The organism is Pseudomonas sp. LBUM1663, assembly GCF_059695905.1.
Genome location: NZ_CP166792.1, coordinates 2755220 through 2778240, shown reverse-complemented (window position 1 = coordinate 2778240; position 23021 = coordinate 2755220). Strand labels below are relative to the sequence as shown.

Here is a 23021-nt window from a genome sequence, read left to right as displayed (position 1 = left end):
CCGGAATGCTCAGCGTTTGACCGACAGATCGGTCTGGGTCATACGACTGCGAATGGTGAACACCCCGTCTCCCGAAAGAATGGCGCTGCGGGCAAACAGGCGACCGCTCTCCCAGTTCGAAAGCCCCAGTTCCGGCTTGTTCAGCGCATATTGGCCGTCGACCCAGCGGGTAATCCCGTTGCCCACAAACGGCGCGTTGACCGCGTTGTAGAAGCGCTCATGCGCCGCCCCGTCTTCACTGATCAGCGACACGGTGAACTGCGGGCTGTAGCGATTGAACAAGGCGATGGCGCTGTCCAGGTCGTCAACGATTTTCAGGCTGACTTCCGGGGTCTCTTCCCATTCCCACTCGCGGCCCAACTGATCCTCGGGTAACGGCTCGGCCAGTGCCTCGGTCTGGTAGCCTTCGGCGCGATACACCTCAACGCTGCCGGTTTGCCATTCAGTCGGCAACCACGATTCGCTGCCCTCGACGATATGCAACTTGCAGCCTTGGCCCCGGGCGGTGCCGGCCTGCTGGAGGGCGTCGAGAAACAACGGCACCAGCTCAGCGGCGCGGTCGCGCTGGATCAGGCAGACGTTCAGGGTGTTGCAGACTTTGCGGTCCAGAGAATTGCGCACCACGGTGGCGAAGCGCTGGGCATCAGCGTCTTTGTCGGCGATCAGCCAGGCGCCACCCGTGCCGTGCAGACTGACGGCGGTGCCGGCCTGTTGGGCGATGCTGCCCAGTTGGCTGACCGCCCGGCCCGAACCCCGAGCCACGGCCAGCGACAAACGACGGTCGGCGAACATCGCCCAACCGGCGGCGTGATTGACGCTTTCCACCAACGACACCGCGCCGTTCGGCAAACCGGCGTCGCGGAGTGCCGGGTTCAATGCGTGGGTGACGATGGCCTGAGCGGTGCCCAACGCATCGCTGCCAATGCGCAGCACGGCAGTGTTGCCGGTGCGCAACACACCGGCGGCGTCGGCGAACACATTCGGCCGGCCTTCGAACACAAACGCGACGATGCCCAGCGGCGACACCACTTGTTCGACTTTCCAGCCGTCGTGTTCGACGCAACTGATGACCTTGCCGCGAGTCGCCGACGCATCGCGCCAGGCGCGCAGGCCGGCGATCATGTCGCGGCGCATGCGCTCATCGGCCAGCAGTCGCGTGGTGGAGCGCCCGCGGGCCTTGGCACGCTCAATGTCGGCCAGGTTGGCGGCCTCGATCAGCGCCCAGCAATCGGGGGTTTCCAGCCGTTGGGCAAACAGATCGAAGAACGTGCTGATCGCCTGATCCGAGACGCTGGACAGCGCGCTGAACGCCGCTTCGGCGCGCTCGATGGCGACGGCGGCCGCCTGCTGATCCGCCACCGGGATCAGCAACAACTCGCCGCTGACCTGCTCCACCAGCAAATGGTCCCCGGGCTGAAAGCGCGCGGCCAGTTCGGGGCTGACGACAGTGACACGATTACCGGCAAAAGGGATCGGCGTGCCAGCGACTAGACGTTCGAGCGCAAAAGACATGAAGCGGTTTCACCATGCTGTGGGCGGCTGGAAAATGTATAGGAAAATCCACGGAGCGTCATTAACCGCTCAGGCCCTAATGCCTCAGAACACCGACCAGCCAATTCGCTGGCTCAACAATTCCAGCGCCGCCATACCGGCCAGCGAGTTGCCGGCGGCATTCAGTTCCGGTGACCAGACGCACACCGTGAACTGCCCCGGCACCACCGCGACGATTCCCCCGCCCACACCGCTTTTGCCCGGCAAACCGACGCGGTAGGCGAAGTTGCCGGCTTCGTCGTACAGCCCGCTGGTGGCCATGATCGAGTTGACCTGCTGGGTCTGGCGGGCGGTGAGGATCTGTTCGCCGCTGTGTTTGCAGAACCCGTCGTTGGCCAGGAAGCAGAACGCCCGGGCCAGGTCCACGCAATTCATGCGCAGCGCGCAATGGCTGAAGTAGCTGCGCAGCACGGCCTCGACGTCGTTGTGAAAATTGCCGAACGACTGCATCAGGTACGCCATGGCCGCGTTGCGCGCGCGGTGCTGATATTCGGATTCGGCGACCTTGCCGTCCACCATTACCTGCGGGTTGCCGGACAGCCGGCGGACGAAGTCGCGCATCGACAGAGCCGGCGCGGCAAAGCGTGACTGGTTGATGTCGCAGATCACCAGGGCACCGGCGTTGATGAACGGATTGCGTGGGCGGCCGCGCTCGAATTCCAGCTGCACCAGCGAGTTGAACGGTTGCCCGGAAGGCTCGTGTCCGAGGCGCTCCCAGATCGCCTCGCCGGAGTGATCGATGGCCTGCACCAGGCTGAACACCTTGGAAATACTCTGCACCGAGAACGGGGTGTCGGCATCGCCCGCGCAATACAGCTCGCCATCGTTGCTATACACGGCAATGCCCAACTGATTGGCCGGCACCGTGCCTAGGGCGGGAATGTAGTCAGCCACCTTGCCCTGACCGATCAGCGGCCGGACAGCATCAAGGATCTCGTTCAACAGCGCTTGCATGCCGGGCTCCGAAGTCTCGCCCCGTGGGATTGCGGGGACACGGAGGCTAGACGCTGTTGGCCGGCGCTGGATCACAGTTTCCTGAAACACCACCCCTGTAGCAGCTGTCGAGCCCCAGCTAGGCTGCGTTCGGCTGCGCAGCAGTCGTGAACAAGCGGCTCGGTAGTCCAGATGAATCGCATGCACAGGGGTTACGACTGCTTCGCCGCCGAACGCAGCCTCGCTGGGGCTCGACAGCTGCTACAGGGTTGCGTTCTAGCTGAGGAGTTCCAGGGGCTGTGTATCTGAGTGTGTACAGACCCGCCTGCGACACACCTCATCCATAAAACCCCGGACCAAAGACACATCGCAGATACACCCGCTTGATGAACTGTGCGTGTCGATTGGCCCAGCCGATCAAAGCGCTCAACTCACTCAACGCTACGGAGTATCACCATGTTCAAGCTCTCGACTTCTTCCCTGACCCTCGGCCTGATCATCGCCGGCGGCCTGGCCCTGTCCAACGTGGCTTCGGCTTCCGAATCCGAAGCGTTCAGCATGAAACAGCTGGCCCACGGCTACAGCCAGGTCCAGGCCGACACTGCGGAAAAACCCGCTGAAGGCAAGTGCGGCGCCGGCGAGTAACCCGATTGCGCGGGGCAACCGCTGCCCCGCCTTCCTGACTGAACGGAGATCAAGCTCATGAACACCTCAATTTCATCGGCCGTGAAAGGCCTGCACCTGAACCTCGACCGTGCCGGCAGCTGGCTCGCGCCTTTGACGCTGCGATTGTTCATTGCCTGGGAATTCTTCGAGTCGGGCCTGGAAAAATGGAACGGAGAGAACTGGTTCGCCGACATCCAGGACGCCTTCCCGTTTCCGTTCAACCACGTGCCGGCCACGCTGAACTGGGAACTGTCGATGTGGGCCGAACTGATCTGCGCCCTGGCCATCCTGGTCGGCTTCGGAACGCGGGTATCGGCCATCATTCTGATCGTTGTTACGATTGTCGCGACCGCTGCCGTTCACTGGCCGGCCGATTGGTCTACATTGAGTGAGCTTGCCCAGGGTTACGCCATCAGCAACAAGGGTCACGGCAACTTTAAGCTGCCGCTGATCTACCTCGCCGCCATGATGCCGTTGTTGCTCTCGGGTGCCGGCAAGCTCAGCCTGGATGCACTGTTGGCCCGATTTTTCTGGCGTCGCACTCAGCATTGACCGACCAGAGGTTCGGGCGCGTCCTCCACTCCCTTGAAAAACGGAGCAATCGCCATGAGCCTCACTCTCTACGGTTTTGACGGCAGTACCTATGTGCGCACAGTGAAAATGCTGCTTGCGGAGAAAGACGCGGACTTCGACCAGGTGCAGGTCAACGTGATCAAAGGCGAGCCGCACCTGCCGGAACATCTGGTGCGGCACCCCTTCGGCAAGGTACCCGTCATCGACCATGACGGTTTCCGGGTGATCGAAACCGGCGCGATCGTGGCCTATCTGGACGAAGTACTGCCCGGGCCCTCCATCACACCGGATAACGCCCACGACCGCGCTCGCACCCACATGGCCCAGGGCATCTACGATTCCTATGGCTACGGCAACCTGGTGCAGGTGTTCGGCTACCATCTTTTTCCTGACTTCATTGGCGGGCAGAATGAAGAGTCGCGCCGCAAAGGGATCGAGAACTCGAAACGGGTGTTGCGCGAGCTGATGAAAATAAAAGGCACCGATCCGTATATCGCAGGTCTTGAACCCAGTATCGGTGACTTTTACCTGGCACCAGGCTGCGCCTACATCGCGATGACGCCGGATGCGCCACAGGTGTTTTCAGTGGACGGTTTCGACGGATGGTGGAAACGTATGCAGTCTCTGCCAAGCTATAAGGCCACGCAGCCGAAATAAGCCTCAACCCCACTCACTTGCGTAGACAGGAGCCACCATGAGCGTGACCACCCAATGGATCGAGATCGACAGCGACGAAGGCACCTTCGGCGCTTACCTGGCGATTCCGCATACCCGCAAAGGTCCGGGGATCGTGCTGATCCAGGAAATCTTCGGCGTGAATGAACACATCCGTTCAGTCGCGGAGCAATACGCCGCCGATGGTTACCTGGTGATTGCGCCGGACCTGTTCTGGCGCAATGGCCACCGCATCGAACTGACTTACGACGAAGCTGGCTGGAAACGCGCCGTCGAACTGATGAACGCCACCGACATCGACAAGGCGCAGAACGACATCAAACTGGCCATCGAAGCGCTGGATGCGCAACCTGGCCTGGACGGCGGCATCGCTTCCATCGGTTATTGCTTCGGCGGCTTGCTGTCCTACCTCACCGCCACCAATGGCCTGGTGGATGTGGCTGTCGCCTACTACGGCGGCGGGATCCAGAACCATCTGGACCGCGCCGACGAAATCGAGGTGCCGTTGCTGATGCACTTCGGTGAACAGGACAGCCACATTTCACTGGAAGCCGTGGAAAAAATCGCCGAGCGTTTCGACAACAACGACAACGTGGAAATTGTTGTCTACCCGGAGGCCGAACATGGTTTCAACTGCTCGCATCGCGACAGTTACAACCAGCGTGCAGCGGCTGAGGCGCATGGCAATACGTTGATCTTTTTGGGGCAGGAGTTGTAAAGCCTGACGCCAACGCAAAAGGCACCTTCATCAAGCGATGAAGGTGCCTTTTTTTTGCACCGCGCTTACTTGATCAGCATCCCCAGCGGACTCAGCGGCCCGATCGGCATCAGTTCGAAGGTCAGCAAATCGACTGCCCCCAGCGGCAATGCCTTGAGCAAACGATCAGCCTCATCGACCGAATCAACGGTCATCAGGAAGATCACCCCCGCTTCGTTGTCGCGCATCCAGAACTGTTCCATCTTGCCGTCCAGGTACAGCTGCAAGGTAGCGGGCACTTCGGCGGGCAGGTAAGCGACGCGCTGTTCGGCGGTCAGGGGTTTGAGTGTTCCGATGGCCATGACTTTCATGATCACACCTCTTCCGTTTGCGCAGTGACGGACAGCTTCGGCTGGTCGTTGCGTTCGTGAACATGGCGATGGGGCGTACGGTCGATGTTGAGGCTCAGTATTTCCGGACGGCTGTAGTGACCGCGGCCGTCCATCTGACGTTTACGGATTTCGATCTGGAACAGGTCGATGTCAGCGATCACTTCGCCCTCGCCTTCCGTCAGCGCGCCGACCACTTCACCTTGAGGATCGATGATCGCGGTGTAGCAACCGCCGGAGATCGGACCGATCTCGCAGCCGGTGTCAGCCATGATTCGGGCTTGCTGCTCCGGGTACAACCACGCGGTCGAGTTCACCACGAAGCAAGCCGATTCCAGGGCGTGCATGCGGATGCTGACTTCCATCTGGCGGGTGAACAGCGGACCGGCGAATGAGCCCGGGTACATCGAGGCGTGAATCTGTTCGCCATCTTCGATCAAGGCGTAACGGGCCAGCGGGTTGTAATGTTCCCAGCAGGCCAGTTGGCCGATACGCCCGACCGCGCTGTCGGTCGCACGAAGGCCTGAGCCATCGCCCATGCCCCAGATCATGCGTTCGTGATAGGTCGGCGAAATCTTGCGACGCGCCTGAATCAAGGTACCGTCAGCATCGAACAGCAACTGGGTGTTGTAGAGCGTGCTGCCGTCGCGTTCGTTGACGCCGATGGACACCACCATGTTGGCTTCTTTGGCTGCCTTGCCGATGGCATCGGTGGTTGCGGAAGGGACAACCACGGCTTGTTCCAGCAGTTTGTAGTGCTCGGAACCCATTTTGAAAGGGCTCTGCACAAAGGAAAAATAGGGGTAGTACGGCACGATGGTTTCGGGGAAAACGGCGAACTGCACGCCCTTCTCGCCGAGTTCACGAATCTTGTTAACGACTTTTTCTACCGTGCCTTCACGGCTATAGAGAACAGGAGCAATCTGGACGGCGGCGGCTTTGACAATCGACATGGCGGTGATCTCGCTGAGGGAATGGGCTTCAACGAGATCAATATTACGGCAATCATATTTCGTCTCAAATGACTAATTCACCACCTTTTAGGACATGTCCGGCGTCAAGCTCGGTTGGCGCGCTGGATCACTTGCGGCGGCTGCCCGAACGCCCGGATAAACGCCCGGCGCATACGCTCGCGATCACCAAATCCGGTGTCGGTGGCCACCACATCGATGGAGTGCCGACCGGTTTCCATCATCAGCCGGGCGGCTTCCACCCGCAGGTTTTCGATGGCTTTGGCGGGGGATTGACCGGTTTCGGCATGGAACACCCGGCTGAACTGCCGTGGGCTGAGATTGGCTGCGCCGGCCAGTTCTTCGACCGACAGCGCTGATTTGAGGTTGTGTTTGGCATAGGTCAACGCGGCCTGGATACGATCGGTCTTGGGCTCTAGTTCGAGCATCACCGAAAACTGCGACTGCCCACCTGCTCGTCGGTGATACACCACCAGTTGCCGGGCCACCACACGTGCGACCTCGGCGCCCAGATCCTTTTCCACCAGCGCCAGTGCGAGATCGACACAAGCGCTCATGCCGGCGGCGGTCCAGATGTTGCCGTCGTTGATAAAGATGCGATCTTCTTCGACCTTCACTTTCGGGTACGCCCGCTGCAAGGCCGGCGCATGACACCAGTGAGTCGTCGCCCGCCGACCATCCAGCAAACCCGCCTCCGCCAGCGCAATCGCGCCGGTGCAGATCGAGCCCAGGCGTCGGGTGGTCTGGCTGGCGTTGCGCAAAAACGCCACCATGCCCGGCGATGTCGGGCGGATCAGATTGTCGCCCATCACCAGCAGCGTATCGAACGTGCGTTGGTCGAATGCGCTGGTTTCCACACCGAATCCGGCAGAGGTTTTCACTGAGCCGCCCTGCTCGGACAGCAACGCGATGCTGTACACCGGCTCGTCGGCCGCCATATTGGCCAACTCGAAGGTGGCGCACATGGCGAGGCCCAGCACCTGGAAGCCGGGGTAAACGATGAGTCCGATGGTGTGCACGACGACGGCCCCTTATGACCTTAAAGGTGGTGTGCCGACTTTACAGTCAGCCGACCTGCACTGTACGCCCGTCGCCATGCGCTGTGTAAGAACCGTCGATGACCTCCTCAGGGCATTAATCCCACGGCCGGACCTTCAACCGCAGAAGTCCCTTGATACCGGGCGCTCGGGGTTGATCAAACGGCAGATCAATTTCGATAAAGTCATCGCCTGTTATATGGACCGTTTTAGTGATTGCGCTGTGTGGGTCTTCCATCCAGGCAAGGCTGACATTCCAGTCACCGTTCGCGTTTTCGGGTGGCGTCAACTTGACGATGGCGGTTCCTCGAAAAAGATCCGTGCCTTCATAGTGGGCATCGGGCCAGAAGCGATGATTGATGATGTAGTCCGGCACTTTGGCGGCAAAGGTCATCACATACGAAAGTGCCTTGTCCGTATCAACTTTTCCGCGTTTGGAGAGAAATACGCTGGACAAATACACCGTTCGTTTACCGTTATCAGGGCCTGTGAGCTCTTCATGCGAGCGACAAGCCGGCGAGTCTTCGATCGATTGTCGCCGCGTAAGAAACCAGCGCTTGCCTTTGGGGGCGGCACGAAATTCGAATTGATAACCGGCTTCAAGTTTTGCGCCATCATTCACTTTTTCCTGAATGACTGCGGGTAAGGAAACACTCTCGACCAACAGGCTGATATCGACCCGAACGTCTCCAAAGAGGAAACGCACCAGATTCTGATAAGCCTCCTCGGAGTTGACGATGCCGAAATAGCCGGAATGCGAGCGATAGGCATAAGCCGTGGCTACCTGGGTCGGCTTAAGGTTTTTATCCAAGCCCCACAGGGACGCGTTGTCAATTCGCACCAAGCCGTCGGAACCGTTGCCGACAAACGCCCGAACGACACCTTGCGCCACCTCGTAATCACCGCGATTGGTGCCGACCATGCAAAAGATCCGCTCCGGTTTTAATGCACTGGCGGGTATCAGATCCACCCGCCCCTTAAACTTGTGAGAAATATCCTGAAGATTCAGATACCTCGCCATGATGTCCCGGTTGAACGTGTTCTTCTGGTCATCTGTCAGCCAACTGGGGACGTTCAAGCCAAGCACATCGATGCCATTGTGCGGCGTGGCAAAGGTGAACAATTTGTTGACCGTCTTGCGTGCCTCTTCGAAGTCCGAGTCGATGCTTTGAAGGAATGCCCGGGCCACCAGGCCGCCCATTGAATGCGCCACCAGATAGCATTGAAACTTTTTCGGGTCCATGACCGAACCATCGGCCTCGCGATACTGGCACACCAGGGTTTTGATTTTGAGGATCAAGGCGTTCAGCCGTCTGGCATATTCTTCGATATTTCGAGCGTTGCCATCCCCTAGATAAATCGATCCGTCGTCGTAATACCGCAGTATCACGATCGAGCGCGGAGGAATGCCGGGGATGGGTTTGCCTTCGTCATCCTTGGGCGGTTCCCACCCTTCATCCATGATGTCCAGCCCATTCTGGTAGACATGCTGGTATTGGTATTCAGTAGTCAGGCGCACCAAGGGCGATTCGAAAACGAACTTCTCGGGTCGCTGAGCCTTATTGGCAGTGGCGCGATACAACGTTGAACCGACGTTGAAACCACAGAACGGATCCGCGGCGGTTTCATTTCGTTCGTCGACCGTCATCGCGTAACCACGGATGTAAATGATGGGATAACCGTGTGGCATGTTTGCACGCCTCTTTTCGCAGTAGCAGGACGGTGCGTTGATTAAGTTGGCTAGTTCAACCCGGCACCGAGTGTTTTGATGGTGTTACAACCAAACTTAGATAGCACGCTACAGAGTTTCGATAAATGACCACACCCATACTTCGATCATGGTGGTGATAATAGGAGCGCGCCGAATTGGCCATGGAACATTTCGGAATCAGCCCGTCAGCGATATTTCGATTGGTCATTACCGATAGCACCGTGGATCCAAATAAAACTCACGCTCTGACAATCAGGATATTTATTTAACAAGGACTTGCACCGATCTCCTATGGACTGCTTTACACAACACTTCTGTAACAAACGTATGATTGGCCGCCGACAGAAATGGATCCAAAAAGTACAACTCAAAACCCGACGCCCCACCGATAACGGGAATCGCCCTCTCAGTGCAACAGCTTTATTAATCCAAACTAAAGAAATGTCGCAAGACAAGGCGCCGGGCTCAAGACCGGCCCCGCTAACGCTGCCCGACACACTGCAGCCCGCTAAAAATCAAACTGGACATCGCACTAATATTATTTTGTAGCCTGATTACAAAGCACTCTGATTAGCACTCAACGAACTGCAACTCGACCTTCCCTGGTTAACCCGGCACGCCATTCAAGCGACGTATTAAGTCAGTAACCATTCAACACGAAACATCGCGCCTTCGTTTAACACCCGACAACTTCCCCGACATTTATTCACACCCAACAAAGCAGCCAGAAACGAAAATCTCAACACGCAGACTATTTTCAGTCTGCCACCCGCTATCTTGATCAGGTCTATACATTAAAAGTAACAACCGGCCGACACTCCGAGGAAATGGCCATGGATAACAACAAGGATTCGGGTACTAACCTGGCGTTCTGGCTGCCAGGCAGCGCAGTTATCCTCAGTTTGGTCGTATCAACGTTTGCATTGACCCGTGAACCGTTTCTGGAACCACGGCCCCTCGGTGCACAGTTTCAGGCGCAATTGCCCATTGAAGCGCGGTTGTGGCAGGACCCGTTCGACGCGCTGGAGCGTTATCGCAAGAAGCTGAAGGATAGCGACAATCTGGATGCCAAGCAGTTTTGCATGCCTGGAGTTTCCTTGCCGGCTGACACAGCCTCTGCGCCGGACATCATGGTGGCGCTGGTGGAAGGTGGCCCTTATGCCGACGAAGTTGAGCGGCGGCGTCGTACGCGCTATGCCCTGCTTGCCGGGTTCAAGAACTCGCACAGGGTGCCGGATCAGGAACAGTACATCCATTGTCTGAGACTCAAGGCCGACCTTTCGGTTGATCCCTCGGCCACCGATAAATTTCTGGACGTTCCCTATGAAATCTTTGTCTCCAATCCACTGGATCGGCCCGCAGGGCTTGAAGGAGGTCCGAAGCCAGCGAACCAGACGGTTGTGTTCTGGCTGAAACAAGACGCGCTGGGCTCAGAGCCGCTGAAGCAACTGGAAAAACTGCGCCAAAGCCTGGTGTGCAAGACTGCGATGAACGGTTGCCCGCTGGCCGACAATCACACCGTCCTCAAAGTCATCGGCCCCGCCACCTCAACCATCCTGCGTGGCATGTATCAGGATGACGCCAACGGCGAGGCAACCGCCAATGTCGAGATCTACTCCCCCTTGGCCACCGCCGACAACATAACGCTCAACAACAGCATCAACATTCCGACGCCACCACCACAAAAAAAACTGCCCATGAAGTTGCTGCGCACTGTCAGCGACGACGGCACCATGACGCAATTGATCCTGGAGGAAATGAAACTGCGCGACGTAAACCCGGCTGCCGGTTTGCGTTGCAGCAAAGACAATTTGCAGCGATTCAAATCCAGATGCGTGGAAGAAAGCTGGCCACGGCCATCTGACCGTATCGCGTTGATCTCCGAGTGGGACAGTTTTTACAGCCGGGCACTGATCGAAAGTTTCAAGGGCTGGGTTGCGGGTGAAGCCGGGCTGACGGAGAAAGATGACAAGACGGTGGTCGACAGATGGGTCTTGCGCTTCAGCTATCTGCGAGGCCTGGACGGACGCCTCCCGGAGGAATCCGCGAGCAGTGATAAAACAGCCAGCACCGATGCCAGCAAAAACGCCAAAGACGCGAGCAAAATCGACCTCAGCCCACTGGAGAAAGCCGACGGCAATTCCCAGCTGGATTACCTGCGACGCCTCGCCGACCACATCGCCCGGGAGGACGAAGCGTATCGACGCAACGGCGAAAGCGGCATCGGTGCCATCGCGATACTGGGCGTCGATGCCTACGACAAACTGCTGGTGTTGCAGGCCCTCAAAAGTCGCATGCCGTACAAGTTGTACTTCTCCACCGACCTCGACGCACGCATGTTGCAACGAGGCCAGGCAGAAACCACCCGCAACCTGATTCTGGCGGCACCTTATGGACTGGCGCTGACACGCGCCCTGCAACAAGACGTGCCGCCGTTTCGCGACAGCCTGCAAAGTTCGGTGTTTGTTTCTGTGCTGGCGGCCTTGGCGCCACAATCCTTCGATGCCAAGCGAGCGAAATTCGACTACTCGAAATCGGATTTGCTCTCGCCCGGCATCTATGAAGTCGGCATCAGCGGCTTTATCCCACTGGCGAGCCCGGTGACGCTAAAACGCCCCACGAGTTGCGAAGCGCCGACACTCTTATCCAAGTCAGACCACGGCATACTTCCACACGACCTTATGTCGTTGCGCTGCCTTCAGGATCCCTCGCCCCCGCCCTATCCAGTGGCCTCCCAGTCCGTGCGCGATCGATTCATGCATGCCCAATCGTTCTTCTGGGCCGGGCCACTGACGTTCATGCTGCTTTTAATCACCGGGTTCATTGTCTGGCGCTGGATCTCGGGAACGAAAGTCGAGCCCGACGCCAAGCTTGACTGGGTGCGCGGTGTGCCCATGACGCTGTATATGGTCGCGGCAGCCTGTGCATTTATTGCCACTCGCTTCTGGCACGCGGAGTTTCTCTGGTTCACGTTCGTGTTGATCCTGCTGGGAATTATTTCTTCGAACCTGACACGCCGCTCCGAGCAGTCGGCACACAACGACTCGACTGCCACACCTGGCAGTGGCTTTTACGACTCTTCGGCGTGGTACATCGTTGTCCCCCTCGTCGGCTTTATCCTTGCGTTGATGCTGGCGTATCAGATGCGCAGCACATTGACCGGCAACGGGCTGGGTGAACCGATGTTCCTGTTTGAAGGCATCAGTGCCTGGCCAACCGTGGCGCTGCGCGTGGCCGCCGTACTGATCTCGCTCTCGGCACTGGCATGGGGCTGGCGCAACCTGCGCATCAACAGGATCGAGATCGAAAAGAACTACCATTTACTGAATTACATGCGCCGATATCAAATAGGTTTGTGCGCGCAGGTTCTACGTTTTATTCGCAGAGGCAGGCGTTGGAACTTGCGCCGCTGGTGCAACGAACTGGGGCATTTCCTGCTACTGATTTTTTTCCCGCTGATGAGCGCCAATGACAAATGGTCGAAGACCTGCACATCCCCACAGGCCACTTGCGGGGACGGGCGGCAGATGATTTCCATCGCGCGTTTCTGGGGTGAGCATTGCATTTGCGGGTCGTTCGGTGCCCGAATGCTGCGCGCCCTTCTCGCCACGTGGATTTTCGTCGTGGTCACCAGTGTGCTGTTTGTGATTTGGCCAATGGAGCGGATTCCCGTACGTGGCGAATCGATGGGATGGCTCATCAGTTGGCTGATTCCTACCCTGGTTTTTCAGGTGCTGGTGTTCTGGGTCGTGGATGCCAATCTGCTGCTGACGCGATTCATCCGCCACCTGAGCGAGCATCATGCGATCTGGCCCAAAACGTTGCAGCGCGAACATCAGAAAATCTTCGGCATGCTCAAGCATCCCTGCATCGACGAGTGGGTGGATCTGCAGCTGATCGCCAAACGCACCTCGGCGGTCAGCCGCCTGATTTATGCGCCGACAGTGGTCATGTTGATCCTGCTGGCGTCTCGCAGCAGCTTGTTCGATAACTGGCCGACACCGCCCAGTATCGTCATCACCTTTCTGCTGACCGCGCTGATACTGCTCGCCTCCGCGCTGTCGTTGCGCCGGGCGGCGGAAAAGGCACGTACTGTTGCATTGAGTCGTCTGGATACCTATCTGCTGGAAACGCCAAAAGCTCGCGATCCCGTTCGCTACGAAAAATTCCAGATGATCCGCGACCGCATCGCGACGCTCAACACCGGTTCGTTTTCACGCTACTCCGAAGAGCCCCTGGTCAGAGCGCTGTTGTTGTCACTGACCGGCATAGGGGGTTCGGCACTGGTCGATGCGTTGAACTACGCGAAGTTCTAGCGGCATGTCATGGGCGCCCATTGAGCGCCCATGGCCTTTTAAATGACGACCTACTTCGCCGACCCATCATGCGGTTTGTAAAACCGGAACATCCCGGTTTCAGCGGTTTTGATGTACTCCTTGGCCCAATCCGGTTTCACCGTGCGGTCATGAAAATACATCGCGCCACCGGTGCGATCCGGGAGCTGCTTGTTCAGTGCCTTGCGCGCGATTTCCTTGGCCAAGGCATATTGCGTCTCTTCCTGAACCGTGTCCGGGCGCCCGTCGCACCACCACGAAAACTGGCAGCTCTTGGTCTCGGAACCTTGCTTGACCACCGCGCACACGGTGTCGGGGAAACCGGCGTGGCCGAGGCGGTTCATGACCACGTTGGCGACCGCTTCCATGTCGGCGGTGTCCTTGCCTTTGGCCTCCCAGTAAATGGAGCGAGCCATGCAGGTGATGGGGTCGTCCAGCGGTGACTTGCCGACAGGATCGACCGCCTGGACTTCAGGTTGGGTGATTGCCTCGGATTTCGGTACGGGCAGATCGCCGCCCTTCTCCGCGGCTTTCTGCTCAAGCACTTGGGCCTTGTCTTCAGCCACTTCCTTTTTCTGCTGCTGGTCGTCGGCAATCACCTGGCCTGCGATAAGGGTAATGACGAGAAACGTAGCTGACCATTTGAGGAACATGGCGGAGACACTCTGTGTGGCGTCGAGGGAAGCGCCCGTTTGGCGACTTGGCTTAAGTGTAGTAGCCAAATCATGTCAGCAGGCGGACAACTAAGCGCAAAAAGGCATTGCGCGACATGGGGTGGAATCGCGCATCATGAGCGCAATCAATTCAAGGGAGATTTCCATGCGCGTCCTGTCATCCGCTCTGCGTTTTGCCGTGTTGCCGCTGGGGTTGCTGTGCGCTGCCACCGCCATGGCGAACGAAGAGACGCAACTGGTCGAGTCGATCAACGTTTACCGCAGTCAGGTGCAGCGTTGCGCCGGTCAGGCGTCATCGGAATTGCCGCCGCTGACGAGCGATTCGCGTCTGGTGTTATCGGCCAGCGGGCCCGTCGAGTTGCAGCAGGCCATGGCCCGCGCGTCGTACCCGATGGTCAACGTGCAGGCGATCACTTTGTCCGGCCCGCGAGATGCGCAGTCCGCCATCACGGCGATCAAGGAGAGCTTTTGCCAAGTGGTGCTGAACCCGCAATTCATCGATGTCGGGGTCAGCCACGAGGGTCGAGACTGGCGCATTGTGCTGGCGCGACCGCTATTGACCGCGCGCCTGGGCGACGCCGCCGTGGAAGGCCAGAAGCTCCTGGAAATGCTCAACGCCGCCCGTACCCAACCCCGCCAGTGCGGTCGTCAACCGTTTGCCGCGACCACTCCGCTGGCCTGGAACGCAACGCTGGCGACCGCGGCCCAGGAACATACCCGGTCCATGGCCAATAACAATTTCTTCGACCACAAGGACCGCGACGGCCGCACACCGGGGGATCGCGCAGAACTGGCGGGTTACAACTATCAGGAGGTCGGCGAGAACATCGCTGCCGGGCAAGACACCCCGCGCAAGGTCGTCGATGGCTGGCTGGCCAGCCCCGGGCATTGCGCCAACCTGATGAACCCACAGTTCCGCGAACTGGGCGCGGCCTATGCGGTTGATCCAAAGAGTGACGCCGGGATCTACTGGACAGCCATGTTCGGTACGCAATAGGGGCGATGTTCAGAGCGGTGGTTCACCGCTCTTACAACGTGTGTTGTTGGTTGCCGATGTCTTTGGCTTTTTCGATTGCCCACGCCAAAGCGTCTTCCATGTCCAACAGATGCGGGCGCGGGTCATTGTCCTCTTCGATGACCGAGCCATCCGGCCGGTAAACGCCGATGAACATCTTCAGGGAGCCGTCCCTCAATATCTCGGCTTTCACCTCGATCCTGCATCCGTTGGAAAGCGTTTCCTTGTGTTCCTCATGGCGTTCAGTCATCGCTGCATCCTCTCGTCGGTGATAGCCGAGTAACGGGTTAATCGGGAATAACCCCCTTCTGTGCAAGCCGTTTCAACGCGTTGATCATGATCTCCTCATTGTTGACGACTTCGGTAAAACCCGCACGCCGAATCTTGTTCATATCGGAAATCATGTCGAACTCGGTGTTGAAGATGAAATCACCGAACGGCCAACCCACCAGCTTGTTGAACGGCATCGGGTTCAAGTTGTGGGCGTTGGCCAGACGTTCCCAGTCCTTTGCCTTGCCGGGCATGTGCCTGGCGAGGCAAAAGGGTTGAGGCGGCGCGACGTCCATACCCAATGCATGCCCGGCTTTGCTCCAGAGGCGCTCCCAACGGAACGGTTCGCCTACCAGGTTGAACGCTTCATTGCGCGCCGTCGGTGCCAGGGCCGCCCAAAGGCTGGCGCGAGCGAGCCAATGGGCATCGGTCACTTGCGCGACCACTTCGCGGTAGGTACGCATGGAACCCGGAAAGCGCAACGGAACACCGGCCGCCTTGCTCAACGCTGCGAACACACCGATCACCATCGCAATGTTCATCGGATTGCCGGCGATATCCCCCACCACCACATCGGGCCTGAGAATGGTCCAGTCGAGTCCTTCGCTGGCTTGACGTTCACGCAGCACATCTTCCTGCGCGTAGTAGAAGTTCGGCGCAATGTGGCGTGGGTCGTCCTCGTAAAACGGCGCCACGCTGGCCCCCAGATGAACGCCATAGACCTTGGCGCCCTGGTAATGCACCACGCGTTGAAGCGGTGCGCCGACCGCTTTCAAACCATCCAGCACGTTGCGCAGCATGGCGGCATTGATCTCGGATTCGCGCGCCAGATCCGGGTCGGTCTGCAACGCGGCGTAAAACACGTGAGTGGTGTCAGACGCAGAAGCCAGTGCGGCCTGGGTCGCTCGGGGATCACTCAGGTCACAATCGATCGTCTCGACACCTTCGACGAAGGTCTTGCGCAGGGCTCGAACCTTCCAGTCAGGGGCGTTGACCAGTGCCTCAACCAGCGCGCTGCCAATAATGCCGCTTGATCCGACTACCAGGGCTACGTGGGTATTGCTCATGACGTGATCCTCATTGTTTCACTGGGCAGTTGCCATTGGCATAAAAGTTATCATCGAAAAAACGAAAGCAATAGGCGATAGTTATTGAATCTTTCGGTCCTAATGGTTGTTAATCCAATGCTGGATTCCATCGACGAATTGCGCCTTTTCACCGCGGTTTTTGAGGAAGGCTCTATCCGGGCCGCCTCTGAACGCCTCGGCATGACAGCCGCAGGCGGCAGCAAGCGCCTGCTCGCCCTTGAAGATCGTGTCGGCCGACGGCTGTTCAACCGCACCACACGAAAATTGAGCCCGACGACGGATGGGCAAAAACTCTATCTGCATGCTCAAGCCATCCTCGCCAGCGTCCAGGACGCCGAACGAGGTTTGTTCGATGAGACCGAAATCAGCGGACGCCTGAGAATCACCGCCTCTGCCACGTTTGCCTTGGTTTACTTGTCGGGCGTCGTTAGCAGCTACCTGAGTTGCTATCCGAAGGTTATCGTGGACCTGGACCCGACGGACCGGATGGTCGACTTGGTGGCCGAAGGCGTTGATCTCGCGATTCGCCACGGCGTCATGGCCGACTCAACCCTGATTGCACAGAAGATTTCACCCTCCCGGCGCCTGGTGTGTGCCGCCCCGGCGTATTGGGAAAAGCACGGTATGCCCACCTCGCCAAAAGAGTTACCACTGCATGACGGGCTGATAATCGGCAAGGAAAATCGCTGGACACTGGCACGAGACGGCGTCGAAAAAACCGTCAAAATGCGCAGCCGTTTCGAATCCGGCCTGGGCGAAATCGTGCGTCAAATGGCGCTCGACGGGCATGGCATCGCACTGCTCGCGGACTGGCATGTCGGCGATGACTTGCGCTCCGGGAAACTGGTGGAGGCGTTCGTTGACTGGACAGTCGAGCCCTCAGGCGGAATCTATGCGGTCTACCCTTCAAGGGAAAACATCGCCCCTACTGTCCGCAGCTTTGTCGCTCATCTCAAGGAATGGATGGCGACCCACCCGATTGAAATCGACTCCGGGCCTTTCTAACTCCACACATCCCCTGTAGCAGCTGCCGAGCAGCGCGAGGCTGCGACGAACCTCCCGGGACAGCGGCGTAATGCCACCTATACTCCATTCCACCAACCCCGCCCGGGGCCTGCACAACCAACAATAAAAAGCAGAGGTGGAACATGGTCTGGCAGCAAATTTACGATCCCTTCGGTAACCCGGTGCTTTCAACCATTATGGCGGCGGTACCGGTGGTGGTGATGCTGGCATCCCTGGCGTTTTTCCATATCAAGGCGCATCTGGCGGCCTTGCTGGCCCTTGGCTCGGCTTTGTTGATTGCCATTTTTGCCTTCGGCATGCCGGCGAACATGGCTGGCTCGGCGGCACTCTACGGCGCCGCCAACGGCCTGCTGCCGATTGGCTGGATTGTGCTCAACATCATCTTCCTGCATCGGCTGACCACCGAAAACGGCTCGTTCAAAGTGCTGCAGGATTCCCTTGCGCGCATCACTGACGATCGACGCCTGCAACTGCTGCTGATTGCCTTCTGCTTCGGCGCCTTCTTTGAAGGGGCTGCCGGGTTCGGCACGCCAGTGGCGGTGACCGGGGCGATTCTGATCGGCTTGGGCTTCTCGCCGCTGGCCGCCTCTGGCCTGGCGTTGATCGCCAACACCGCGCCCGTGGCGTTCGGTGCACTGGGCACGCCTATCATCACCCTGGCCAAGGTCACCGGCCTGGATGAAATGGAGCTGTCGATGATGGTCGGCCGGCAGTTGCCGTTCTTCTCGGTGCTCGTGCCGTTCTGGTTGATCTGGGCCTTTGCCGGCTGGCGCAAAATGCTGGAAATCTGGCCAGCCATTCTGGTCGCCGGGGTCAGTTTCGCCGTGCCGCAGTTCCTGGTGTCCAACTACCACGGGCCGATGCTGGTGGACGTGATCGCCGCGCTGATCTCCATGGCGTGCCTGACCGGTTTCCTCAAGGTCTGGAAACCGGCCACGATCCACACATCGGCCGCCCTGACCGGGCGCGTCGACAACTCGAAAATCGACCCGGAACATGAGCAAAAAACCGAGGCCAACGCGACCTTTGCCAGCGATGCCAAACCGGCGGTGATGCGCGCGTGGATGCCGTGGATCATCCTCACGGTATTCGTGTTCGCCTGGGGCACCCAGGGCTTCAAAAACATGTTCGATACCCGCCCGGCGATCGATCCGGCGACCAACTCCGCCAAGCTCGATCCACAAGGCAAACCGATGCGCGAAGCGAATCCGATCTTCGCTCCAGTCGTGACCTTTACCACCCTGCACCAGCAGGTCGAAAAGGTGCCGCCGGTGGTGCCTGTGCCTAAAACCGAAGAAGCGATCTACAAGTTCACCTGGTTCACCAGCACCGGCAGCGGCATCCTCCTGGCGGCCATCGTCGGCGGCCTGCTGATGGGTTATTCCATCCCGCAACTGGCGCGCCAATACCTGCGAACGCTGTGGGTGGTGCGCTACTCACTCATCACCATTGCGGCCATGCTCGCGCTCGGCTTCCTCACCCGCTACTCGGGCCTCGACGCCACCATGGGCCTGGCCTTCGCCGCGACCGGCATCTTCTACCCCATGTTCGGCACCCTCCTCGGCTGGCTTGGCGTGGCGTTGACCGGCTCCGACACGGCCTCGAACGTGCTGTTCGGCGGCTTGCAACGAGTGACCGCCGAACAATTGGGCATCAGCCCGGTGCTGATGGCGGCGGCCAACAGTTCCGGCGGGGTGATGGGCAAAATGGTCGACGCCCAGTCGATCGTGGTCGCGTCCACGGCCACTCGCTGGTACGGGCATGAAGGGGAGATTCTGCGTTATGTGTTCTTCCACTCGATTGTGCTGGCGATATTGGTCGGTGGGTTGGTGACGTTGCAGGCGTATGTGGCGCCGTTCAGCAGTATGGTGGTGGGCGGGCGCTAGACGTCTAACGGTCTATAACCCGGGCGAGTAGCCCGGGTTATGGCTTGCAACGCCGGATCAAGTCAGACGCCCCTCCGTCAGCGACGACACCAACGGCTGCACCAGATGCTGAGTACGAACGTCATCGCCAATCACTGCGACGTCGTTGCAGGCGGTGAGGGGGTTCCTGGCGTCGTGCTTCGAAAACTAAGTCACTGCGCCAAACACTGCTTTACTGATTCAGAATTCGAATCAACGGGAAGCGCCCCCATGGACCGTCTCACCGCCAAAGACTTCGCCCCGGAAATGCTGGAGCTCTACGACTACTACGCCCACGGCAAGATCAACCGGCGCGAGTTTCTTGATCGAGCGGCGCTGTTCACCCTTGGCGGTTTGACGGCCAGCGCCCTCCTCGCCTCGCTGAGCCCGAACTACGCGCTCGCCGAGCAGGTTGAATTCACCGACCCGGACATCCTCCCCGAGTACATTTCCTATCCATCGCCCAAGGGCCACGGCAATGTCCGCGGCTATCTGGTGCGCCCGGCCAAAGCCACCGGAAAAGTGCCGGCGGTGCTGGTGGTGCATGAAAACCGCGGGCTCAATCCTTACATCGAGGACGTTGCCCGGCGCGTCGCCAAAGCCGGATTTATTGCCCTCGCCCCCGATGGCCTGAGTTCAGTGGGCGGCTATCCCGGCAACGATGAAAAAGGCAAGGCGTTACAAGCGACTGTCGACCCGGAAAAACTGATGAATGACTTTTTCGCCGCCATTGACTGGTTGATGAAAAATGACAAGACCACGGGAAAAGTCGGCATCACCGGGTTCTGTTATGGCGGAGGTGTCTCCAATGCGGCGGCGGTGGCCTACCCGGAACTGGCGGCGGCCGTGCCCTTTTATGGCCGCCAACCCAAGGCTGAAGATGTGCTGAAAATCAAGGCACCGCTACTGCTGCATTACGGTGAGCTGGACAAGGGCATCAACGAAGGATGGCCGGCGTATGAGAAAGCGCTGAAAGCCTCGGGCAACACCTACGAGGCGTTCATTTACGCAGGCTGCAATCACGGCTTTCATAACGACTCCACGCCTCGCTACGATGAAGCTGCCGCGAAGCTCGCATGGGACAGGACCGTGGCCTGGTTCAACAAATACCTGGTTTAGGCTGCGATCTTTCGGGTTGTTTGCAGGTGTGGGCTACGCAGCTATCGATTGCTTTGATCTTTTAAATCATGAAACCGAATTTTTTATTTTTCAGCGGCGAGTTCAGGATGGCGCCACCTCTGATAATTCGGGCGAAAGCTTCATGAACATCAATTTTGCGTTTGCGTGCTTGATCGTGGTGTCGTTTGCGATTGCGCTGGGGCATGGCTGATCGCTCAGGCGCGTGCTTGCACCACTTCGATGCCCAGCTTGCGATAGTCATCGATGTCGCCCGACGCCACGTGACGCTCGGTAATCAGGGTGTGCAAACGTGAGCACGGCACGACGATGTACGGCTCCACCGCACCCAGTTTGTCCGCCGTGGTGACGGCGATCACTTGAGAGGCACTGTCAAACAGCGCCTGCTTCACTGGCACCTCATCAAAATGCAGCGAGCTGATGCCGACCTCCGGATGAATCGCACACACCCCGGTAAACAGCACGTCAGCCTTGATCCCCTGCAACAAGCGCACGGTCTCGTGACCGCTGACCGACATCGTCGCCAGGTTAAGTTGCCCTCCCGCCAGAATCACCTTGATGCCTGGGTATTGCGCGAGGGTAATCGCGGTCAATGGCGATGTGGTGATGGCCGTGATGGAAATATTCGAAGGCAAGGACCGGGCGATCTGCAGCGTGGTACTTCCCGAATCGAACATCACGATCTGACCGTCCCGGACGTGTCGCGCGGCGAGTTTCGCGAGGTTCACTTTTACCTCGTCGGTTTCACCCACTCGAGTGAGGAAATCCTTGCCCGTGTCCTTGGGACGAGGCAGCGCACCACCGTGCACGCGTTGCACCAGACCGGCGTTGTGCAGTTCCGACAGATCGCGGCGAATGGTGTCTTCCGAAACGGCGAAATGATGACTCAATTCCGAGGCCATGACCTTGCCGTCGCGTTCGAGGATCAGGAGGATTTTTTGCCGGCGCACGGAAGGAAGCTCGGCTGCCGAATGCTGATCTTGCATGTTTATGCCTGATTTTGCGTGTTTGTGCGAGATTAGCCAAACCATTGCACAAACACAATCGCGGTTTTGTTTTCTGGCAAACTCCCCCGGCGCCTCCCTCCAGAGCAGTCAACCCATGCATTTCGCCCTTGTCTCAAACGGTTCACTCCTCACGCCTGAGCAGCCCGACGCAACCGTGCCGTGGTGGAGTTTCACCAAGACGGTACTCGCCGCCGCAGCATTGTCGCTGGTGCGTGATGGGTTGATCGGTCTGGATGATGTTGCGCCTGAAGGCCCGTTCACGTTGCGCCAGTTACTGCGGCATGAAGCCGGATTGGCGGATTACAGTGAGCTCGCGGACTACCACGCCGCCGTGGCCCGCCATGACGCACCTTGGTCAGCCGCTGAAATGCTGCAACGGCTTGATGCTGCCCGTTTGCGTTATGCACCGGGAGACGGTTGGCGATACTCGAACGTCGGCTATTTGTTCGTCGCCAGACTGATTGAGCGCGTGACTGGCCTCGCGCTTGGGGAAGCGCTGACGCGACGTGTGTTGTCTCCACTCGGTTTGTCGCGGGTGCGCCTTGCAACCACGCGAGGCGATCTGGAGGGCGTGGACATGGGAGCGGCCTCGACTTACGACCCAGGCTGGGTCTATCACGGTTTGCTGGTCGGTTCAGTTGCTGACGCGGCCCTGTGCCTGGATCGTTTATTGGGCGGGCACCTGTTGCCGCAATCATTGCTGCGAGAGATGCAAACGGCACGCGCACTGGGCGGACCGATGGCAGGACGCCCCTGGGTGGTTCCGGGGTACGGCCTCGGTCTGATGCAGAGCAGCGTGGAAGGTGGCCTGACCTTGAGCGGTCACACGGGAGCCGGTCCGGGCAGCATCATTGCGGTTTACCGCTGCGTTGATGGCGGCCGTTCGGCGAGTTGCGCGGTTTTTGATGAAAGTGGCAACGAAGGCGCTGTGGAGGCCGAGGTCGTGCGCCACCTGATAAGCGCGGCACTTGAATAAATCTGAAAATCATCTGACCAGCCTCCCCCACCAAGGGCGGTGACATTAATGTGGCGAGCACACAAAACCTGTGGCGAGGGGGCTTGCCCCCGTTGGGTCGCGAAGCGGCCCCCAAAAACGGCAGCCGCGTTCATTCAGGTAAACGGCGGGCACAGGATTTACGACTGCTGCGCAGCCGAACGGGGGTAAACCCCCTCGCCACAGGTATGGGGGCGTTCAGACCAATGTGTGGAGATCATAAAGTGTTGTGGCGAGGGGGCCATCAGACCTCGGTGTGTGGAATTCACCAATGTCCTGTGGCGAGGGAGCTTGCTCCCGTTGGGTCGCGCAGCGGCCCCAAAACCTGCCACCGCATTCATTCAGGCAAACCGCGTGCACTGGACTCAC

Annotated in this window: 21 protein-coding genes; 10 read left to right on the top strand and 11 right to left on the bottom strand. The window is 58.8% G+C overall.

Annotated features, from left to right (window positions below):
- Positions 1 to 9 precede the first annotated feature (9 nt).
- Both ACA075_RS12705 and glsB read right to left on the bottom strand, forming a co-directional pair.
- Positions 10 to 1512 carry an aldehyde dehydrogenase family protein gene (locus ACA075_RS12705; RefSeq protein ID WP_497298775.1) on the bottom strand — a complete coding sequence of 501 codons (1503 nt, stop codon included), beginning with the start codon at positions 1510 to 1512 and terminating at the stop codon, positions 10 to 12.
- Positions 1513 to 1596: 84 nt separating this feature from the next.
- Complete coding sequence (gene glsB / locus ACA075_RS12700; protein WP_497298773.1) at positions 1597 to 2505, bottom strand: glutaminase B; 909 nt, start codon at positions 2503 to 2505, stop codon at positions 1597 to 1599.
- A 435-nt stretch (positions 2506 to 2940) separates the two neighbouring features.
- On the opposite strand from glsB, the gene ACA075_RS12695 reads away from it, so the two are divergent.
- Genes ACA075_RS12695 through ACA075_RS12680 form a run of 4 tightly spaced genes read left to right on the top strand, consistent with a single transcriptional unit; the run spans position 2941 to position 5116 of the window.
- Positions 2941 to 3129: an HvfA family oxazolone/thioamide-modified RiPP metallophore gene (locus tag ACA075_RS12695; protein WP_497298772.1), complete on the top strand. Its 189-nt coding sequence runs from the start codon at positions 2941 to 2943 to the stop codon at positions 3127 to 3129.
- Positions 3130 to 3186: 57 nt separating this feature from the next.
- The gene (locus ACA075_RS12690; RefSeq protein WP_497298771.1) at positions 3187 to 3702 is read left to right on the top strand and encodes an HvfX family Cu-binding RiPP maturation protein; all 516 of its coding nucleotides are present in this window, start codon (positions 3187 to 3189) and stop codon (positions 3700 to 3702) included.
- Positions 3703 to 3756: 54 nt separating this feature from the next.
- On the top strand, positions 3757 to 4380 hold the full coding sequence (locus ACA075_RS12685) for a glutathione S-transferase family protein (protein WP_094467786.1): 624 nt from the start codon (positions 3757 to 3759) through the stop codon (positions 4378 to 4380).
- Between the two features lie 37 nt (positions 4381 to 4417).
- On the top strand, positions 4418 to 5116 hold the full coding sequence (locus ACA075_RS12680; RefSeq protein ID WP_497298770.1) for a dienelactone hydrolase family protein: 699 nt from the start codon (positions 4418 to 4420) through the stop codon (positions 5114 to 5116).
- Between the two features lie 65 nt (positions 5117 to 5181).
- Here ACA075_RS12680 and ACA075_RS12675 read toward each other — a convergent pair whose 3' ends face one another.
- The 4 genes from ACA075_RS12675 to ACA075_RS12660 form a co-directional block, all read right to left on the bottom strand.
- Positions 5182 to 5466, bottom strand: coding sequence for a hypothetical protein (locus ACA075_RS12675; protein ID WP_219096690.1), 285 nt, complete (start codon positions 5464 to 5466; stop codon positions 5182 to 5184).
- Positions 5467 to 5468: 2 nt separating this feature from the next.
- Positions 5469 to 6437 carry a nitrilase-related carbon-nitrogen hydrolase gene (locus ACA075_RS12670; protein WP_497298769.1) on the bottom strand — a complete coding sequence of 323 codons (969 nt, stop codon included), beginning with the start codon at positions 6435 to 6437 and terminating at the stop codon, positions 5469 to 5471.
- Between the two features lie 104 nt (positions 6438 to 6541).
- The gene (locus tag ACA075_RS12665) at positions 6542 to 7474 is read right to left on the bottom strand and encodes a GlxA family transcriptional regulator (RefSeq protein ID WP_497298768.1); all 933 of its coding nucleotides are present in this window, start codon (positions 7472 to 7474) and stop codon (positions 6542 to 6544) included.
- A gap of 115 nt (positions 7475 to 7589) precedes the next feature.
- The gene (locus ACA075_RS12660) at positions 7590 to 9182 is read right to left on the bottom strand and encodes an esterase/lipase family protein (protein WP_497298767.1); all 1593 of its coding nucleotides are present in this window, start codon (positions 9180 to 9182) and stop codon (positions 7590 to 7592) included.
- A gap of 854 nt (positions 9183 to 10036) precedes the next feature.
- Between ACA075_RS12660 and ACA075_RS12655 the strand changes: the two genes are divergently transcribed.
- Positions 10037 to 13519 carry a hypothetical protein gene (locus ACA075_RS12655; RefSeq protein WP_497298766.1) on the top strand — a complete coding sequence of 1161 codons (3483 nt, stop codon included), beginning with the start codon at positions 10037 to 10039 and terminating at the stop codon, positions 13517 to 13519.
- A gap of 50 nt (positions 13520 to 13569) precedes the next feature.
- Here ACA075_RS12655 and ACA075_RS12650 read toward each other — a convergent pair whose 3' ends face one another.
- Positions 13570 to 14190, bottom strand: a complete 621-nt coding sequence (locus ACA075_RS12650; protein ID WP_094467789.1) for a cell wall hydrolase — start codon at positions 14188 to 14190, stop codon at positions 13570 to 13572.
- A gap of 166 nt (positions 14191 to 14356) precedes the next feature.
- Here ACA075_RS12650 and ACA075_RS12645 point away from each other — a divergent pair, with 166 nt between their 5' ends.
- Entirely contained in the window at positions 14357 to 15208 is an 852-nt protein-coding gene (locus tag ACA075_RS12645; protein WP_497298765.1) for a CAP domain-containing protein, read from the top strand.
- A 31-nt stretch (positions 15209 to 15239) separates the two neighbouring features.
- Here the strand turns inward: ACA075_RS12645 and ACA075_RS12640 are convergent, their stop codons facing one another.
- Both ACA075_RS12640 and ACA075_RS12635 read right to left on the bottom strand, forming a co-directional pair.
- Positions 15240 to 15476, bottom strand: a complete 237-nt coding sequence (locus ACA075_RS12640; protein ID WP_497298764.1) for a hypothetical protein — start codon at positions 15474 to 15476, stop codon at positions 15240 to 15242.
- Positions 15477 to 15513: 37 nt separating this feature from the next.
- The gene (locus ACA075_RS12635) at positions 15514 to 16563 is read right to left on the bottom strand and encodes an SDR family oxidoreductase (RefSeq protein ID WP_497298763.1); all 1050 of its coding nucleotides are present in this window, start codon (positions 16561 to 16563) and stop codon (positions 15514 to 15516) included.
- A 117-nt stretch (positions 16564 to 16680) separates the two neighbouring features.
- On the opposite strand from ACA075_RS12635, the gene ACA075_RS12630 reads away from it, so the two are divergent.
- From ACA075_RS12630 to yghX, 3 genes are all read left to right on the top strand, one after another.
- Positions 16681 to 17589 carry a LysR family transcriptional regulator gene (locus ACA075_RS12630; protein ID WP_497298762.1) on the top strand — a complete coding sequence of 303 codons (909 nt, stop codon included), beginning with the start codon at positions 16681 to 16683 and terminating at the stop codon, positions 17587 to 17589.
- Between the two features lie 143 nt (positions 17590 to 17732).
- The gene (locus ACA075_RS12625) at positions 17733 to 19496 is read left to right on the top strand and encodes an L-lactate permease (protein WP_497298760.1); all 1764 of its coding nucleotides are present in this window, start codon (positions 17733 to 17735) and stop codon (positions 19494 to 19496) included.
- A 249-nt stretch (positions 19497 to 19745) separates the two neighbouring features.
- Complete coding sequence (yghX, locus tag ACA075_RS12620) at positions 19746 to 20633, top strand: YghX family hydrolase (RefSeq protein WP_497298759.1); 888 nt, start codon at positions 19746 to 19748, stop codon at positions 20631 to 20633.
- Between the two features lie 61 nt (positions 20634 to 20694).
- Here the strand turns inward: yghX and ACA075_RS12615 are convergent, their stop codons facing one another.
- Both ACA075_RS12615 and ACA075_RS12610 read right to left on the bottom strand, forming a co-directional pair.
- Positions 20695 to 20838, bottom strand: coding sequence for a hypothetical protein (locus ACA075_RS12615; protein WP_497298758.1), 144 nt, complete (start codon positions 20836 to 20838; stop codon positions 20695 to 20697).
- A 10-nt stretch (positions 20839 to 20848) separates the two neighbouring features.
- Positions 20849 to 21637 (bottom strand): DeoR/GlpR family DNA-binding transcription regulator, encoded by a 789-nt coding sequence (locus ACA075_RS12610; RefSeq protein WP_497298757.1) that lies wholly within the window; start codon positions 21635 to 21637, stop codon positions 20849 to 20851.
- A 115-nt stretch (positions 21638 to 21752) separates the two neighbouring features.
- On the opposite strand from ACA075_RS12610, the gene ACA075_RS12605 reads away from it, so the two are divergent.
- Positions 21753 to 22634, top strand: a complete 882-nt coding sequence (locus ACA075_RS12605; protein ID WP_497298756.1) for a serine hydrolase domain-containing protein — start codon at positions 21753 to 21755, stop codon at positions 22632 to 22634.
- Positions 22635 to 23021: the final 387 nt, after the last annotated feature.

Bases quoted from the DNA above. Each gene is read 5' to 3' on its own strand.
- ACA075_RS12685 (WP_094467786.1), top strand. From the start codon at position 3,757: ATGAGCCTCACTCTCTACGGTTTTGACGGCAGTACCTATGTGCGCACA.
- ACA075_RS12640 (WP_497298764.1), bottom strand. From the start codon at position 15,476: ATGACTGAACGCCATGAGGAACACAAGGAAACGCTTTCCAACGGATGC.
- ACA075_RS12605 (WP_497298756.1), top strand. From the start codon at position 21,753: ATGCATTTCGCCCTTGTCTCAAACGGTTCACTCCTCACGCCTGAGCAG.
- glsB (WP_497298773.1), bottom strand. From the start codon at position 2,505: ATGCAAGCGCTGTTGAACGAGATCCTTGATGCTGTCCGGCCGCTGATC.
- ACA075_RS12615 (WP_497298758.1), bottom strand. From the start codon at position 20,838: ATGCCCCAGCGCAATCGCAAACGACACCACGATCAAGCACGCAAACGC.
- ACA075_RS12610 (WP_497298757.1), bottom strand. From the start codon at position 21,637: ATGCAAGATCAGCATTCGGCAGCCGAGCTTCCTTCCGTGCGCCGGCAA.
- ACA075_RS12670 (WP_497298769.1), bottom strand. From the start codon at position 6,437: ATGTCGATTGTCAAAGCCGCCGCCGTCCAGATTGCTCCTGTTCTCTAT.
- ACA075_RS12645 (WP_497298765.1), top strand. From the start codon at position 14,357: ATGCGCGTCCTGTCATCCGCTCTGCGTTTTGCCGTGTTGCCGCTGGGG.
- ACA075_RS12680 (WP_497298770.1), top strand. From the start codon at position 4,418: ATGAGCGTGACCACCCAATGGATCGAGATCGACAGCGACGAAGGCACC.
- ACA075_RS12705 (WP_497298775.1), bottom strand. From the start codon at position 1,512: ATGTCTTTTGCGCTCGAACGTCTAGTCGCTGGCACGCCGATCCCTTTT.
- yghX (WP_497298759.1), top strand. From the start codon at position 19,746: ATGGACCGTCTCACCGCCAAAGACTTCGCCCCGGAAATGCTGGAGCTC.
- ACA075_RS12695 (WP_497298772.1), top strand. From the start codon at position 2,941: ATGTTCAAGCTCTCGACTTCTTCCCTGACCCTCGGCCTGATCATCGCC.
- ACA075_RS12675 (WP_219096690.1), bottom strand. From the start codon at position 5,466: ATGAAAGTCATGGCCATCGGAACACTCAAACCCCTGACCGCCGAACAG.
- ACA075_RS12690 (WP_497298771.1), top strand. From the start codon at position 3,187: ATGAACACCTCAATTTCATCGGCCGTGAAAGGCCTGCACCTGAACCTC.
- ACA075_RS12660 (WP_497298767.1), bottom strand. From the start codon at position 9,182: ATGCCACACGGTTATCCCATCATTTACATCCGTGGTTACGCGATGACG.
- ACA075_RS12625 (WP_497298760.1), top strand. From the start codon at position 17,733: ATGGTCTGGCAGCAAATTTACGATCCCTTCGGTAACCCGGTGCTTTCA.
- ACA075_RS12650 (WP_094467789.1), bottom strand. From the start codon at position 14,190: ATGTTCCTCAAATGGTCAGCTACGTTTCTCGTCATTACCCTTATCGCA.
- ACA075_RS12635 (WP_497298763.1), bottom strand. From the start codon at position 16,563: ATGAGCAATACCCACGTAGCCCTGGTAGTCGGATCAAGCGGCATTATT.
- ACA075_RS12655 (WP_497298766.1), top strand. From the start codon at position 10,037: ATGGATAACAACAAGGATTCGGGTACTAACCTGGCGTTCTGGCTGCCA.
- ACA075_RS12630 (WP_497298762.1), top strand. From the start codon at position 16,681: ATGCTGGATTCCATCGACGAATTGCGCCTTTTCACCGCGGTTTTTGAG.